Annotated in this window: 14 protein-coding genes; 11 read left to right on the top strand and 3 right to left on the bottom strand. The window is 29.0% G+C overall.

Annotated elements, in window-relative coordinates:
* Positions 1-151 precede the first annotated feature (151 nt).
* Positions 152-859: a purine-nucleoside phosphorylase gene (deoD, locus tag PTZ02_RS10650; RefSeq protein WP_202768191.1), complete on the top strand. Its 708-nt coding sequence runs from the start codon at positions 152-154 to the stop codon at positions 857-859.
* Between the two features lie 129 nt (positions 860-988).
* Positions 989-1399 (top strand): DUF2752 domain-containing protein, encoded by a 411-nt coding sequence (locus PTZ02_RS10645; RefSeq protein WP_274227761.1) that lies wholly within the window; start codon positions 989-991, stop codon positions 1397-1399.
* Positions 1400-1448: 49 nt separating this feature from the next.
* On the opposite strand, the gene PTZ02_RS10640 is transcribed toward PTZ02_RS10645, so the two are convergent.
* Both PTZ02_RS10640 and PTZ02_RS10635 read right to left on the bottom strand, forming a co-directional pair.
* A complete protein-coding gene (locus PTZ02_RS10640) occupies positions 1449-1916 on the bottom strand; it encodes a GreA/GreB family elongation factor (RefSeq protein ID WP_274227760.1) in 468 nt (155 codons plus the stop codon).
* 232 nt (positions 1917-2148) lie between these two features.
* Entirely contained in the window at positions 2149-4497 is a 2349-nt protein-coding gene (locus tag PTZ02_RS10635; protein WP_274227759.1) for an immune inhibitor A domain-containing protein, read from the bottom strand.
* Between the two features lie 294 nt (positions 4498-4791).
* On the opposite strand from PTZ02_RS10635, the gene PTZ02_RS10630 reads away from it, so the two are divergent.
* The 7 genes from PTZ02_RS10630 (at position 4792) to PTZ02_RS10600 (ending at position 12949) form a co-directional block, all read left to right on the top strand.
* Positions 4792-6237 carry an ATP-binding protein gene (locus tag PTZ02_RS10630; protein ID WP_274227758.1) on the top strand — a complete coding sequence of 482 codons (1446 nt, stop codon included), beginning with the start codon at positions 4792-4794 and terminating at the stop codon, positions 6235-6237.
* Between the two features lie 77 nt (positions 6238-6314).
* Entirely contained in the window at positions 6315-7322 is a 1008-nt protein-coding gene (locus tag PTZ02_RS10625; RefSeq protein ID WP_274227757.1) for an acyltransferase family protein, read from the top strand.
* 316 nt (positions 7323-7638) lie between these two features.
* Positions 7639-8742, top strand: a complete 1104-nt coding sequence (locus PTZ02_RS10620) for a DegT/DnrJ/EryC1/StrS family aminotransferase (protein WP_274227756.1) — start codon at positions 7639-7641, stop codon at positions 8740-8742.
* Between the two features lie 243 nt (positions 8743-8985).
* The gene (locus PTZ02_RS10615) at positions 8986-9429 is read left to right on the top strand and encodes a hypothetical protein (RefSeq protein ID WP_274227755.1); all 444 of its coding nucleotides are present in this window, start codon (positions 8986-8988) and stop codon (positions 9427-9429) included.
* 150 nt (positions 9430-9579) lie between these two features.
* Positions 9580-10065 (top strand): carboxypeptidase-like regulatory domain-containing protein, encoded by a 486-nt coding sequence (locus PTZ02_RS10610; protein ID WP_274227754.1) that lies wholly within the window; start codon positions 9580-9582, stop codon positions 10063-10065.
* Positions 10066-10180: 115 nt separating this feature from the next.
* A complete protein-coding gene (locus PTZ02_RS10605; RefSeq protein WP_274227753.1) occupies positions 10181-11311 on the top strand; it encodes a hypothetical protein in 1131 nt (376 codons plus the stop codon).
* A gap of 249 nt (positions 11312-11560) precedes the next feature.
* A complete protein-coding gene (locus tag PTZ02_RS10600; RefSeq protein ID WP_274227752.1) occupies positions 11561-12949 on the top strand; it encodes a L,D-transpeptidase family protein in 1389 nt (462 codons plus the stop codon).
* Positions 12950-13095: 146 nt separating this feature from the next.
* Here the strand turns inward: PTZ02_RS10600 and PTZ02_RS10595 are convergent, their stop codons facing one another.
* A complete protein-coding gene (locus PTZ02_RS10595) occupies positions 13096-14094 on the bottom strand; it encodes a ketoacyl-ACP synthase III (protein WP_274227751.1) in 999 nt (332 codons plus the stop codon).
* Between the two features lie 266 nt (positions 14095-14360).
* On the opposite strand from PTZ02_RS10595, the gene PTZ02_RS10590 reads away from it, so the two are divergent.
* On the top strand, positions 14361-15827 hold the full coding sequence (locus PTZ02_RS10590) for a methyl-accepting chemotaxis protein (protein ID WP_274227750.1): 1467 nt from the start codon (positions 14361-14363) through the stop codon (positions 15825-15827).
* Positions 15828-15974: 147 nt separating this feature from the next.
* Positions 15975-17372: an aspartate ammonia-lyase gene (locus PTZ02_RS10585; RefSeq protein ID WP_274227749.1), complete on the top strand. Its 1398-nt coding sequence runs from the start codon at positions 15975-15977 to the stop codon at positions 17370-17372.

Genomic DNA, 17372 nt, shown 5'->3' with positions numbered 1-17372 from the left:
AGATGGTAAAATTCAGTTAGGAGTTTAAAAGATATTTTATAAACTAGACTCCCTCAAGATAAATTAATATTGTGGTTCTTAAGATTAAAGTGAAAGCGATTTCGGAATTCTTCACTTAAGTTAATCTAAATTATAATTTGGAGGAATAAAAATGAGTGTACACATTAATGCAAAAGAAGGTCAAATAGCAGAAACTATATTATTGCCAGGAGATCCTTTAAGAGCTAAATTTATAGCAGAAAACTTTTTAGAAGATGTAATATGCTATAACGAAGTAAGAGGAATGTATGGTTATACAGGAACATATAAAGGAAAGAAAGTTTCTGTTCAAGGAACAGGTATGGGTATACCATCAATATCTATATATGCTAACGAATTAATACAAAGTTATGGTGTTAAAAATCTAATAAGAGTTGGGACTTGTGGTTCTTATAAAGAAGAAGTTAAGGTAAGAGATTTAGTAATTGCTATGGCTGCATCTACTGATTCTAATATTAATAGAATTAGATTTAACGGTATAGATTTTGCTCCAACTGCTAGTTTTAAATTGTTGAAAAAATCTTATGACATAGCTGTAGAAAAAGGATTTGATCCAAAGGTAGGAAACGTGTTTAGTACTGATACTTTTTATAATGATAATCCTGAAGCATGGAAGAAGTGGGCTAGTTTTGGATGCTTAGCAGTAGAAATGGAAGCAGCAGCACTTTATACTATCGCTGCAAAGTATAATGTAGATGCATTAGCATTATTAACTGTAAGTGATTCTTTAGTAACTAGTGAGGAAACTTCAGCTGAAGAAAGACAAAATACATTCACTAGAATGATAGAAGTTGCTTTAGAAACTGCAATTACACTTTAGAAAACATGAACAAATTTAGAAATTAAATATAAATAAAAACAGCTCCTTTTTATCATTAATTCATTATAGATATAGGAGATGTTTTTATTTGAGGAAGATACAACATAGATTATGGATGGGTAGAATAACATGAAGAATTTAAAGATAATTGAATTAATTAAAATTGGATTTTCTATAACCATAGTGTATGCTATTTTAACAATAGTAGGGATTGGTTGTCCTATCAAATTTCTAACAGGTATTTCATGTGCAGGATGTGGAATGACTAGAGCCTGGATTAGAGTAATTCATTTAGACTTAAATGGTGCATTTTACTATCATCCACTATTTTTTTTGCCGCCAATTTATGTTTTATTATTTTTATTTAGAGATAGGATATCTCATAAGATGTTCGTAACTCTAGTAGTAATTGGAGTAGTTTTATTTATAACAATATATATATTTAGACTTATTAATCCAGACCATATTGTTATTGATATAAATATTAAGAATGGTTTTATTTATAAGATTATTAATTTTATAGTAAGAAATAAGAATTAAATATATAAAAAAAGATGACTAATGTTCTATATACATTAGTCATCTTTTTTTATGAAAGAATTTCTAAAACTTCAACTGTATAGTTTCCCCCAGGTGCATTAACTTCAACAATATCCCCATCTTTTTTTCCAGATAAAGCTTTTCCTAAGTCAGATTCAATACTTATTAGCATGTTCTCAGGATCTAAATCCATTGTAGTTACTAATGTTATGATTTCTTCTTCATCATCTTCAACAAATTTTATTCGAGCTTTACTATTAATCCCCAGAACTGATTTATCAGTACCATTATCATCTATTAGTGTTGCAGTTGAAATCATAGTCATTAAATATTGGATTCTATTATCATTTTCTCTATAGTTTCTGCAGGCTTCTTTATACTCTGCATTTTCAGATCTATCACCATGAGCAGCAGCTACTAATTTTTCCTTAGCAATTTCAGCTCTTTTTACTGTCATTCTATATTCTAATTCATCTCTTAATTTCTTCATATTTTCTTCTGTAAGTAAATTATTCATAGAAAATTCCCCCTAATATATGTTATAGGGTTTTTGATAGGAAACTTAACTTATTCTTGTTTGAAAATGTCGGTTTTTGGACATTTTCAGGCATGAATAAGTTAATAGTTGAACTTAAAACCCTATATGTTACTATTATATATTATATATAAAAAAATAAAAGTTACTTATTAAATAATATGTAGAAAAAATAGCTTGGACAATCTATCCAAGCTATTTTGAATTAAAAAGATTATCTTAATTTAACAACTATATTTGCTTTACGACTGTCATCAGTTTGATCAATTACATTCACTTTAATTCCAAACTGAGGTAATATAAGACCTGAATCAGGGTTTTCTTTAGTAATATAAGTGTTTTTATCTAAGAAATCTGGATTTTTAGAATCTGAATCATCTCTTAGAGTAAGAGGGTCTCCAGGAGTACTATAATCTATAAACATTTTTGGATCCTTGTTTGTTGAGAAGGTCGCATCATGCACTTGATATCTTGTATCTGCAATAGAACCATCACTCCATTTTAATATTTTTTGGTCAGCATCTACAACGCCTAGGAATCCATGACCAGGATGGTCTGCAACTATATTATCGCTATATAATTCATCAGAATACCATACCAATAGTCCAGGTTCATAGTTCATAAGGCTTAATCCACGTTTGATATCTTGAAGACCTTTATCAACACCGGAGTGATTTCTTAATTCAAGTAGATAGTATTGGTCTGTTAGTTTTTTACCATCATTTTTACTGAAACCATCAAATGTAAAGTTTGAAGAAGCTCCATCAGCATTATCAAAGAAGGATACCTTGCCATTAACATTTAGAGTTATATCATCTATATAGAAACCTGCCATTTCTGCAGCAACATCAGTCCAATAATTTATTTTTAGATTTATCTTTTTACCAGCATATTGATTAAGACTAAAGTTTGCATCAATCCACCCATTAGACTTACCAGTAATGCCGTTTCCAGGATTTTGTTCATTTGGATTAGTAGTTGTAGTGATATTTCCAGGAATGCTTGTCCAAGTATTAGTGCCATCCTCTTGTACTAAGATAGAGCCATAATCCCAATCCTGTTCAATATCATACCAAGTCTTAAAGTTAAAATCAGCAGATGTTGCATTTGTTAGGTCTATACTAGTTGTCATAGAATTGTTTAAATCATTCCCTTTTCCGCTAAAGTATAGGTAGCTTCCACTGTATGGAGTTGTGATTGTTGTAGCCTTCTTTGGAAGTGTAACTTTAACAAAGTCATTATTTTCAGCCTTTATACTAGAAGCATCTAGAGTATATTCCTTACCTTTAGTGGTAAGCTCTGATAAATCAACTGAATTTCCATGAGCCCAATTTCCACCATAGGTTTTTTGAAAATATTGTTTTGCATATGGGCTAAAGCCTACTGGTTCAGTTCCAGGTACTTTTCCTGCCCAGCTTCCACTAGACATAATAGACCAATAACCAATAGGTTCACCTTTACCAGAATAATTTATATCATATTCATCAGGTAGCCCTAAGTCATGGCCAAATTCATGACAAAATACACCTGCAGCTCCATCTTCAGGCATTGTAGTATAAGGATATGCTGACATATCTGTTCCAGGAATGTTAAACGGAACAGCAGAACCGTTAACTATATCATATACTTTTGAACTGTGAGACCATATTGCATTATCACCTAGTGTTCCACCACCAGCTTCTTGTCCCATACCAGAGTGAATTACCATTAGATGATCAATTATACCATCCGGCTCATTAAGATCTCCATCTCCATCTAAGTCATAAGGGTCTTTTAAGTCATAATCATCAAGATTTGCATCTTTAGAAGCATCAACTAAGGCCTCTTTTATAAGATCACGAATTTTTACATTATTACTAGTAGCACTATCTGCACCGTAATAAGCAGCTGGTTGACTGGCTTTGTACCAACCATAAACGTCTCCTTCGATATCATAACTCTTACCTGATTGTTGATCATAATATTGCTTTAGAGAAACAAAATTTTCGCCGTTAGGTCCTGTATAACCATTGCTTCCAAATATCATATCTTGATAATGGGCCTTACTATAATCTTTATAATACATATCGGTATCATTAGAAGTTAGCGTATTATGAGGTAAATCAGGAAATTCTATTAATAGAACAAGTGCTTTATCTTTAGTAACACTTCCATCCCAGGATGTTTGAGGATCATTTTTCTTTTTCTTTTTATCAGAGGTCTTCTGTAATTTTCCATTTTTAATAGCATCTTTTCCATAGGTTTTTAAGCCCTGAAGTGATTTAGAATCTAATTGTGAAGGATTATTATTAGATGTAGCTTCTTTTTTTGATAAATAATCCTTAAGAATTTTATTCGCCTCTTCAGTGGTTGCATTATTTGGAATTGTTCCGTTTTTCTTTAGCATAGCTAATAATTTATCATCATTAGCTATAGCTAGGTCACCATCTTTTTCAATGGTTGTTATAGCTTCAGAATCTTGAGGTATAGTACTTGATGTAAATTGTTTAATGTTTAAAGTACCCGTTGTACTTAAAGTTACTACTGCAGCTGTCACCAATCCAATGATTTTTGATTTTAGCAAAATAAATTACCCCCTTTTTTGAATTTATTAATTTATACTGTAAAGTCTAAACACATTACATAATAAATTTACCATAAATTACATAATATGTAAAATGGCTTTTTCAGGTTTGTATATGATAAACAAAACTTAAATAGAAATAAGTCTGCTTTTTAGCTATAATTATTAGATTTTTATATAATTACACAAATTACTAGTAAATTTTATAGGAACTTATTTGACGATTAGCTATTGAAATAGTATCCTAATATTGGTTTGTAATTGATTTTGGTTTTCAGGAGGTACAAAGAATATATGTTACAACATATGAGTGAAGAAGAGGCTAGTTATATAAGTGAATCAAAAAATAAGTGTAAAGAATTAGGAATGGATCCTAATGAACCTAGGATGCCTAAAAGTGTTATGACAGAAGTAGAGCTAGCTAGAAAGAAAGAAGATTATAAAGAAATACTAGAAGTTGTAACATTTTTTAGTGATAAGATAATTAAATCTTTGGAAAAAAGTACTCCTATATTAGTGGCTGTTTCTGATGAAAATGGTTATTTATTAGAAACATTAGGCGATGAAGCTATAAAAGGAACTATGGCCGAGCTAGGAATTAAGCCAGGTATACAATTCACCCAAGAGGATATGGGCACGAATGTTGTTAGTTTAACTCTTGAACAAAATCATCCTATACAACTAATAGGAAGTAATCACTATCACACATTTTTACATGGTACAGCTTGTTATGGGGTACCATTTCATTATTCGGATGATGATAATTTGTTAGGCAGCATATGTATAATGACTGCAGTGATACTTCACAACCCATTTTTCTTAACTACATTAACTACTGTTGTTGATGCAGTAGAGCGCGAACTATTACTTAGAAAACAAAATCGTAAAATTAATAAACAACAGGAATTATTATATATGGCAGAAAAAAAGCAAAGAGAACTTCTTGAAAAAAACCTTATTATGAAGGATGAATTTATAACCACTATTACTCATGAATTTAAGACACCAATAAATGTAATTTATTCAGCTATACAATTAATTGAGCATGTTTATATTAAGTTAATTCCTAAACAGGTAAGGAATCTTATTACCAGTATAAAAAGAAATACATTTAGGCAGTTAAGACTTGTAAACAACTTATTAGATATTACTAAATTACATTCAGAACAATATAAATTAAACTTGAGAAATGTTGATATTGTATTCTTGACTAAATCAATTATTGAATCAGTAAAGGAATATGCAGGTCAGAAAAAGATTAACTTATGTTTTGAAACTAATGTAGATAGCAGTAAGACTGCAATTGATGATGAGAAATATGAACGTATAGTTTTAAATCTCCTATCAAATGCAATTAAATTTACTAATGAAGGTGGAAGTATAACTGTTAATGTTAATGAGAATGCAAAGGAGAAGACCTTAGATATTTCAGTTAGTGATACAGGTATAGGGATTCCAAAAGAAAAGCATGAGATGATTTTTGAAAGATTCGGACAAGTCGATAGTAATCTTTCAAGGCAGGCAGAGGGCAGTGGTATAGGATTAGCCATTGTAAAGCTACTGACTGAAATATTAGAAGGAAAAATAAAGGTAGATAGTGAAGTTGATATAGGAAGCACATTTACAGTAACCCTACCTATTAAAGAAGAGATAACTGAAAAGGAAATAGAAATTTTCCTAGATGCTGATAGTAGATTGATAAATGCTATTAACGTTGAGTTTTCTGATATATATTTTTAAATAAAATATTAATGAAACTACGTATATAGGTTATAGCTAATTTTGATATTTTAAATTAGAAAGGAATAAGATTATAAATGATTCAATATTCAGTCATAAGTAAATATAGAAATAAGCTTATGGGTATAGCAATTCTATGGGTTATGCTTTTTCATGCGAAAATATCTTATTCTAGTAATGTAATTTCATTTATAAAAAAAGTTGGGTACGGTGGGGTAGATATATTTATATTCTTATCTGGATTTGGAGTATATTTGTCACTAGAAAAAAATAGGGAAAACGTACTTAATTTTTATGAAAGAAGAATAAAAAGAATATTGCCATATTATCTACCATTTATCTCCATATGGATAATTTATAAAAAATTCTTTAATGGTGGAATAAGTATTAGAGAAGCTTTAGGTAATATATTTATGTTCGGTTACTGGAGTAATTTACAAAATCAATTTAATTGGTATGTACAAGATATTTTTCTATTCTATTTAATATCTCCTATTCTATATTTAATAATTAGTAAAAGTAAAAATCCATATAAAAGTATGTTTAAAATGATTGTTGTATTTTTTATTAGTTGCATTTGTTTTTTTGGTAAATTTAATTTGATAGCTATATCCAGATTGCCGATATTTGTAATAGGTATGTATTTTGCACATAATTATACAAAGGAAAAACAAATAAGTTTAAATAAATTGGTAGCTTTGCTAATTCTAAATTTAATTGGTTTAATAAGTTTATATTACTTTATAACTTATAAAGCAGATTATCTATGGAAATATGGATTGTGGTGGTATCCTTTTGTTTTTATCACTCCAATGTTAATTTTTATATTATCTTTTATATTCGGTATGTTAGAAAAATTAAAGATGAAACTTATTCTTAAATGTTTTGAGGTAATCGGAGTATGCTCTTTTGAGTTATACATGATACATATTTTTTTCTATGAAATATTTGATAACTATAACGCAGTACACAATTTTGGATTTATATTATTAATTATTGTTATTTTTATAGCTAGCACATTATATCATTATTTTATTTCCTTGATATTAAAATTAATAAAAAAGAATTATAGAAAATTTGGTTAATAGAGTAATTCTCTCGGTAATAAAAAATAAGAGTTATACTAACTAAAAATTAAAAAGCTTATTGATATTAGTATCAATAAGCTTTTTATAACTTACTTTAAGTTTTTTATATATTTTTATCTCCAATAGGTACTTACCTATAATTAATCTCCTCAGTAAATCTTTTTTCTTAAATAATATAGATATTATATTGGCTTTAATGTTAGTAGTTAGTTTACTTTTAAATGTAACAGTGCTATTGGAAAAATCATATATTATAGGATAGATAAAAGAAATTTATTGAAATATGAATTATACCAAATAAGAAAGGGTTATCATGAAAAAGTCTATATATTTAACAAAAGCATCTATGCCTCCTTTTGAGGAATATATAAAAATGATAAAACCACTATGGAATAGTCATAGATTAACGAATATGGGACAGTATCACAATGAATTAGAAAATAAATTAAAGGCGTATTTAAATGTACCAGAAATTTCTCTTATAACAAATGGACACATGGCTTTAGAATTGGTAATTCAGGCAATGGGATTAAAAGGTGAAGTGATTACTACTCCATTTACTTTTATATCTACCACACATGCAATAGTAAGAAATGAATTGAAGCCTGTATTTTGTGATATTAATTCACTTGATTATACTATTGATATAACAAAGATAGAGTCCTTGATTACAGAAAAGACTAGTGCAATTATCCCAGTTCACGTATATGGGAATGTATGTAATGTTGAAGAAATCGACAAGATTGCTAAGAAACACAATTTAAAAGTAATTTATGATGCAGCTCATGCTTTTGGGGTAAAGTTTAAGGGGAAAAGTGTAGTATCATATGGTGATGCTTCAATATTAAGTTTTCATGCTACAAAAGTATTTAATACAATAGAAGGAGGCGCTGTTATACATAATAGTGCTTCTCTTAAACAAAAGTTATATAGTTTGAAAAATTTTGGTATACAAGGTGAAGAAGATATTAATTGCATTGGTGCAAATGCAAAAATGGACGAATTTAGAGCAGTAATGGGATTGTGTAACTTGAAATATATTGAGCAGGAAATAGAAAAAAGGAGAAAGGTAGTCCTACGTTATATAGAAAACTTGAAGGATGTAGAAGGGATTAGTTTAGTAGCAAATCAAAAAAATGTTGATTCAAATTATGCATATTTTCCAGTTGTATTAAATGAGGATAAAGGATTTAATCGAGATGAAATTTATGAAGCGTTAAAGAAAGAAAACATTCATGTTCGAAAATATTTTTATCCATTAACAAATGAATTTGATTGCTATAGAGGAATGTATGATTCTAATAAAACTCCTATAGCAAAGTATATTTCAAGAAGAATTCTTACACTTCCTTTATATTCTGATTTAGAAATAGAAGTTGTAGATAGCATTTGTAATATTATAAAAAGTTATAAATAGAAGTTTATAATAGAAATAAAAGTCGTGCAAAAGAAAAGTAATTTGCACGATTTTTTATCAGAATTCAACTATTGTGAACATAAAGTTTAGTTACATAAGTTTTATGTAATTTTCATCCAATAAAGCAAATAACTGTATCTCGAAATTTTTAGTTTTTTTATGTAACGTAAAATTACATAAATGCATACTATAAATTAGATAGACAAGAAGTTTATCTAATAAAATTATAGGGAGAGATGGGATATGGCAGTAGATATTAATAAAATTAGAGATGAAGTAACTAGTTCTATATTAGGTTATATGGGAACAAGTATAGATCCTAGAGCATTTGCACTAGCATTTTCAGCAGCATTTGCATTAGCATTTGCAAAGGCTGAAGCAGAAGCTAGAGCAGAAGCTAGAGCAGAAGCAGATGCTGAAGCTGAAGTTGAAACTAAAACTGTAGATGTAGAAAAAGAATACCACAAACAAAAACAATACAATGAACAAATTAATCATAACTATATCACTCAAAGACAATATCAAGGACAAAAAGCAGAAAATGATGCTGATAATGATGCAGACTCATATTCTGATGCAGACGCAGATGCAAGAGCAAAAGCAAAAGCAAAAGCAAAAGCTGAAGCAGAAAAACGTGTTGATGTAGATATAGATATAGATAAGAAAAAAGACGGACCTAAGTGGTAAGATATAAATTATTCTAAAGTAGACATAGTGGAGATTTTCTCCACTATGTTTTTAACAAATAAAAGAATTTAATCTAAATATGTTTATAACATATTTAGGATCTTAAGTTTAAGTCAAATAGTTTTAAGAACTTAGCTTAGGAGGTGAAATATGAGCAGAGATAATAAACCAAGTAATGAAGAAGTGGAAGTTGAAGTTCTAAGTGAGAAAGAAGCAAGTTTAAGTAATCAAGAAAGTCATCAAAAGAATGTACAAGATCTAGATCAAGAACAAAGCGTAGTTGCAAATCCATTACAACTTAATTCTCAGAATGTAAATCTTGTCCTCAGTGATGAAAAGAAAGATTATTCAGGAAAGATTACTGGAATGACCTATTTAGATAAGTATAATAGTATAGTCCCAGATGTAACTATTTTATTATACTTTGGAAATGATAGTGAATATCCAGTATATAAAACTAAATCTGATAAAAGTGGAAAGTATTTTATTGATAATATTCCACCAGGATACTACACCATAGAAGCATATATCGGAAAGGAATTTGTATATTCTTCTCACTATATTAAAGTTTTACCATGCGAAAAAGTTGAGCATTTAATTTTCTTGAAATATATTAACAAAAGAAAAAATTATTAGATAAAAAAGAAATCCACTGCGACAATAATTGTAGTGGATTTCTATTATTTAACGAAAGTGTTTATGAGAGATTATGGTATAATTATTTTTATATAGGGGCATATAGGAGTTTATCATGGAAAATGTAATGAAGGAATTAGGGGCAAAAAAAGTTATAGATCGGCAAGATATACTTAAGTTAAGAGAATATATAGAAAAAAAGTATGTAGACTATACAAAAAAAGAAAAGTTGGCTGTTTTAAATAGAGCAGTTCACCAAGTTCTAGATAAAAGCATAGAAGGACTTGAAACTGAATATAAGCACGAAATAAAAATACAAGTGTTAAGGAATACTATATCTGGGGAAACAGATACTACATCTTTAGCAGATATATTTAAAACTTACATATCACTTGAAGGAAAGTCAGAAAATTATGCAAATACACTTGTGAAATGGACAAGCTTACATATAAAAAATGATGATTCTAAAGCAGAGTTAGAGTTATTCCATAAGAACAATAATACTCGTGAAATTACTTTGGAAGAGGTAGTAAGTGATAATTTATTAAAGAATGAGGCATTAAGTGAAGTAACTTATAATAGTGCACAAAATATAAAAATAGCTAATAAAACTATTGTTAAAATACTTAATCAAAAAAAGATATTTCTTTCATTTTTAACTATTACAATAATTACGGTAGGTATCATAAGTATATATAATATTAATAATAGAAGAATAAAAGCCCATTTAGAAAATTCAAGTATAGAAAACAGCATTAGAAATGAAGATGTAAACTCGGAAATAAAATCAGATTTATGGAAAGAATCTAATCTACCAGAAGATTTTAAATATAAGAATATTAATAAAGATAAGTTAAAGGAAATATTAAATGGAAAAAATTCTTTATTAGCTGAAGAACCTTATTTTACAACAATAATAACTGTATCTAAGGAATATAACTTGAATCCATTAATATTATTTGCCGTATCAGGTCAAGAGCAAGGTTTTGTACCTAAGGATGAAGCTGATGCCAATAAAATAGCGAACAATCCTTTTAATGTGTATACAAGCTGGAAAAATTATAACACAGATATTAGAGATGCTAGCAAGATAGCATGTGTGACAATAATAAATTTATGCAAAGATAGGCCTAAAAATGAGGATGCATTCAAATGGATAAATACAAAGTATTCAGAAGATAAAAATTGGTTTATAGGAGTAAATCAAATATATATAGACTTAAAGAAAGAGTTAAATGTTAAATAGTTATAAAAGAATAAAATAGTATGTCAAAGCCATTACATTATTGTGATGGTTTTTTTATATTATCATCTTGATGTTTTTTCTTTCAAAAATATGAAATTTTTTAACTGAATTATATATACGAAAGTCATCTCATAAATATAGAGTATAGTTTTTGAAATGAGGTTTTATATATGCATTACTTATTAAAAATATTACATTAACAATTAAAAATTATAAGATTCGTATTAATGATTCGGGGAGGACGGCATATTGGAGAAGGAAAAAAATAAACGTACAAAAACAATAAAGGGTATCATAATTTCTATAGGTATTTTGGTTATTATATACTTAGGAATGACTATTTATTTTACAAATCATTTGTATTTTGGATCAGAGGTTAATAGTATTAGTGTTTCTGGCAAAACAGTAGTAGAAGCTGAAAAGCAGTTACCTTCTGAACTTGAAGCATATAAGTTAGTGATAGAGGAGAGAGATGGTAAGAAAGAAGAGATTAGTGGATCAGATATTAAGTTAAAGTATGAGTCTAATGGTGCAATTCAAAAACTAAAAGAAAGACAGAATCCTTTTGGATGGATTTCAGCATTTTTTAATTCTAGTAATAGTAAAATAAATGAAGGTATATCTTATGATAAGGAATTATTAAAAAAGCAGTTGGAAGGATTAGAATGTTTAACAAGTAAAAGCATAGTTGAGCCTAAAGAGCCAAGTTTCAAATATGAGAATAATAAATATACAATTATAGATGAAGTTAAAGGTAATAAGTTAAATAAGAGTATTCTAGAAGAAAAGTTAGCAGAGGCTATAAACAATATGGATAAGACAATTAGTTTAGAATCAGCAAATTGCTACGAAAAACCTCAATATACTGCAGCTTCACAAAAGGTAATAGATACTCAAAACTTGCTTAATAAATATGTATCATCCAAAGTTACTTATAACTTAGGATCAAAGAAACAAATTGTAGATGGAACAATTATAAATAAATGGCTTCAAGTTAATGAAAACTTTGAAGTTGTGTTTGATGAAGCAAATATAAAAAAATATCTAGATACACTTTTTGATGGTTTGAATACAGTTGGAAAAGAAAGAGATTTTCATACAACAATGGGAACTACTATAAAAATCAGTGGTGGCGATTATGGTTGGTTAGTGGATAAATCAAAAGAAGTTGAGAATTTGATAGCATCTGTTAAGGAAGGACAAACAGTAGATAGGGAGCCAAAATATTCACAAACAGCGGTATCGCATGACGGAAATGATATAGGGAATACCTATGTAGAAATAAATATGACAAGGCAACATTTATGGTTTTATAAAGATGGAAAATTAATTGTTGAAGGAGATGTTGTTACAGGTAATGTAAGTCAAAATCATTCAACTCGAGTGGGCGTCTATAGGATAAAATATAAGCAGACAAACACTATGCTAAAAGGGGAAGATTATAATGTACCTGTTAGCTTTTGGATGCCCTTTGACGGAGGAATTGGAATTCATGATGCAAGATGGAGAAGTGCGTTTGGTGGGAATATTTATAGGACAAATGGATCCCATGGTTGCGTTAATGCTCCATACTATGTTGCAAATGGAGTATTTAATAGTATTCAAGTAGGAAACCCTGTGGTTTGTTATTATGAATAATGTAGAATTTTTATAGATTTTAAAAAAACTTCTTTTAGTATATTGAGTAACTAGAAGAAGTTTTTTAGTTTTTTATAGGATATTTAATTTATTGATTCATAAATAAGTTATTTGGTGAACTTTAAAAAATACATTTTAAAGTGTAATTAATACCTTAAAAGTATACATGAAGCAACAACACCTGCTCCTACTGTCCAAAGAATGACGTGATCACCACGTTTAATTTTATTTTTTTCAATGGAATCAGTAAGTGCAATAAATGGACTAGTAACTCCTGTATATCCAAATTTGTTTCCGACAAAAGGAAACTTATGGTCAGGTTCCTTCAAGGCTTCTTGGATTAATTCAATATTTTTCTTAGCAAACTGAGATAAACAATAAAGCTTAATATCATCTTTTGATAGGTTATTTCTATCAAGAATTTCATTAATTGAATCAACTGAACTAGCAAAAGCCTCATCAGTATCAAAATCAATCCATTCAATTATTCTATTATTCTTTTCGGTATGTTTATCTAGTGGTAGAACTTTAGAAAAACCTGAGGGTGGAAAATTTATATATCCACTTAATGAGCTATCCACATAAGAGGAGCTATCTATAAAGTCTGATGGATGACAATCTACATTTTCTAGTAAAATAGCGCAAGCTGATTCCCCAAAATTAGAATAAGTAATGGCTTCAGTTCTTCTAGAATATCTAACCAACTGGTCAGAACCAATAACTAATGCGTATTTTATTCTATCATTAGTTTTCATAATTCTACTGACTTGATCAACAGCTATTATCATTCCTGCGCAATTTCCATTCATATCGTATGCAATTGCTTGCTTTCCTAGACCTAATGCTTCATGAATTTTCACAGCATTCGTAGGTGATAAGAATTCTGGAGTTGTAGAGACAAATACTACTAAGTTTATGTCATTTGCATCAATATTTGCATTTTGTATTACCTTTTTTGAAGCTTTGATGGCCATAGTTAAAGAATTTTCATGAAAGTCCTCTGAAATATATCTTGAATCTCTTCCTGTAACTTCAAGTAGCCCTGATATATCTGTTCCTTGCTTTGAAAAATGCTTCATAAAGTATTCGTTTGAATATTTTGTTTCAGGATGGTAATATTCTATTCTGTTTATTTTTACGTTCATTTCTATCACTCCTACATTAAATATTTCTAAAAATAATAATTATATATCTATATCGTTGGTAATTTTAATTACTTTAGGTATTTAATGTAAAATTATGAGTTTTGTGGAATGGCAGAGATGTTAAAATCAATGAAATATTTAGTTAAATGTTATAAAGTATCAAAAAATAGAATAACATGGTAAATTTTATGGAAAAGCATACGAAAATTAACTATAATTAATAAATATGCGGAAATATTAATTATAGCTAAGATGGAGGAAGATTAATGGATTATAAAAAAAATGTAGATCTAAAAAATAAAATCATGTTAGTAGGATTTTTGCTATCAGTATTATTAAGAGTGGTTTTTGATATTTTCTTAAAGACAGATACAAAGTCAATATTAATTCTTATTGGGATATCTGTCCCTTTAATGCTGATTGCATTAATATTAATAAAAGCAAAATATGTTATTCCGACAATGTTTTATACAATATGTATGTATACAGTAGTTATATGTATAATGTTTTTAACAGATCCAAGCTGGGCAAATTTTATTTTAATTTACTATGGAGTAATATTAGTTAGTGTATATCAAGATTTACGAGCTACAATATTAGAAGCCATAACAAGTATAGCACTTATAGTTTATTTCTTTTTAACATATAAAACTACTTTGTTTATTTCAGTAGGATATGAAGAATTAGTATTTTATGTGTTATATGTTGTTGCAGGTTCAGCTATATTATCAATTAATGCAGTTATGACAAAGATTGTTTATAAGAATTTAGATGAAGAACACAAGTTAACAAACGATGCAAAAGCAAAGGCGGAAATGTTATTAAATAAAATTTATGACACTATTAAGACATTAACAGAAGCAAATGAAAAGATTAAAAGTGGAATTACTGTCACTGGGCAAATAGCAGAAGAAATAACAACAGCTACAAGCGAGGTTGCAGATAGAGCATCAAGACAAGTAAATATAATGGATGATATGAAAACTTCAAGTACAGTAGGTGTAGAAAAAGTAGGAGAAGTCTCAAATGCAATTAAAACTATGGAAACTCTATCAGTATCAACTGAGAATGTAGTTTCAGAAGGTACAAGCAAGGTAGATATACTTTCTTCAGAAATGAATAAGGTTAATTCAAATATTTTAAATGTAGTAGATATGATAAATGAATTAAGTGAGGAGACTACAAAAATTGTTCAAATTATAAACAGCATTACAGAAATATCAGAACAGACAAATCTTTTAGCACTTAATGCATCAATAGAAGCAGCAAGAGCAGGGGAGCATGGTAAAGGGTTTGCAGTAGTTGCAGAGGAAGTAAGAAAGCTTGCAGAGGATTCCAAGTTTTCTACAGATAAGGTTGAGGTAATATTGAGTAATATATCGAATAAAACTAAAGTAGTTGCAGAAGAAATACTTAAGGAAAAAGAATCTATTGAAATATGTAATAAACACACAGGTGATGTTAAGATATTATTCCAAGATGTAAATATTAATACAACTAATGTGCTTAATCATTCAAAAGATGTCAGTGCTCAGTCAGCTGTAGTTGAAAATACTATGAAAAATACATTAAGTTCAGTAAATAATATCAGTGAAGATGTAGAAACTACAGCAGCTGCAATGGAGGAAATATTTGCAGCAATAGATGATCTTAATGCTGGAATAATAGAAATAACTAATAGCTATAATGATTTAGATGAGATTTGTAATGAATTAAATTTAATAAAACTATAAAGTTAAACTCACCATGAAAATGGTGATTTTTCATTTTAATACATAGGCGCAGTTGAAAAGTAAACATTGGAATTTTGCAGTATACATATTGAAAAATCTCTATCCTTGATATAGCATAAATATATAATATCATCAAGGAGTATGATTATGGATTATAGAGTTGAAAAAGATATGCTTGGAGAGAAGAGCATAAATGATGAGAAATATTATGGTATTAACACAATAAGAGCTATGGAGAATTTCAATATTGGAGATAGATATGTAAATATAGATTTTGTAAAGGAAATAGCACTTATAAAAAAAGCAGCAGCAATGGTTAATATTAAGCTTAAAAAGTTAGATGAGGAAAAAGGAAAAGCAATAATTAAGGCTGCAGAGGAAATAGTAAGTGGATTATTTGATGATAATTTTCACATAAACGCGTTTCAGGGAGGGGCTGGAACATCTACTAATATGAGTGTAAATGAGGTTGTAGCAAATAGGGCATTAGAGATATTAGGAAGAAAAAAAGGAGAGTATGATATAATTCATCCTAATAACCATGTTAACATGTCACAATCTACAAATGATGTATGTCCAACAGCTCTTAGAGTTGCAGCCATAAGAAAGATAAGAAAACTTGCAGATGCTTTAGCTAGCCTTCAAGAGGCATTTCAGATTAAGGAAGACGAGTTTGCAAATGTATTAAAATTAGGAAGGACAGAACTAATGGATGCTCTTCCTATGATGGCAGGTCAAGGTTTTGGTGCTTATGCTAAAGCAATAGAGAGAGATAGATGGAGAATATATAAGGTTGAAGAGAGATTAAGAGTAATTAATATTGGTGGAACAGCTATAGGAACAGGGTTAAATGCAACTAATAAGTATATATTTATGATAACTGATTTACTTCAAGACCTTACAGGAATAGGATTAGCGCGCTCAGATTTTCCAATGGATATAACACAAAATGCAGATGTTTTTGTTGAAGTTTCAGGACTTTTAAAATCCTGTGCTGTTAATTTAATGAAAATATCTAATGATTTAAGACTATTAGGATCAGGACCAAGAGGTGGTTTTGGTGAAATTGCACTTCCAATGGAGCAAGCGGGATCATCCATTATGCCAGGAAAAGTTAATCCTGTAATACCAGAAATGGTTGCCCAAGTAGCTATGAGAATAATATCCAATGATAGTGGAATAACTTTTGCTGCAGCTAGTGGACAGCTTGAGTTAAATGCATTTATTCCAATTATTACAGAAAATCTTTTAGAATCATTAGAATTATTAGAAAGAACAATAATAATTTTTAGAGAAAAATGCATTGAAGGAATAGAAGTTAATAAGGACAAGTGCGCAGAAAATTTAGAGAAATCTACAGCTATGACTGCCGCTTTAATTCATCATATTGGTTATGATAAAGCAAGTGAAGTTGCAAAGAAATCTTTAACTTCAGGAAAAACATTAAGAGAAATTTTAACTAGCGAAAATATATTATCAGAAGAAGAAATAAATAAGATACTTAACCCATTAGAGTTAACAAAGCCAGGAATACCTGGAAAGTAA

The sequence above is a fragment of the Clostridium sp. 'White wine YQ' genome (genome assembly GCF_028728205.1).
Classification (GTDB): domain Bacteria; phylum Bacillota; class Clostridia; order Clostridiales; family Clostridiaceae; genus Clostridium_T.
This window is presented reverse-complemented; position numbering and strand designations above follow the sequence as displayed.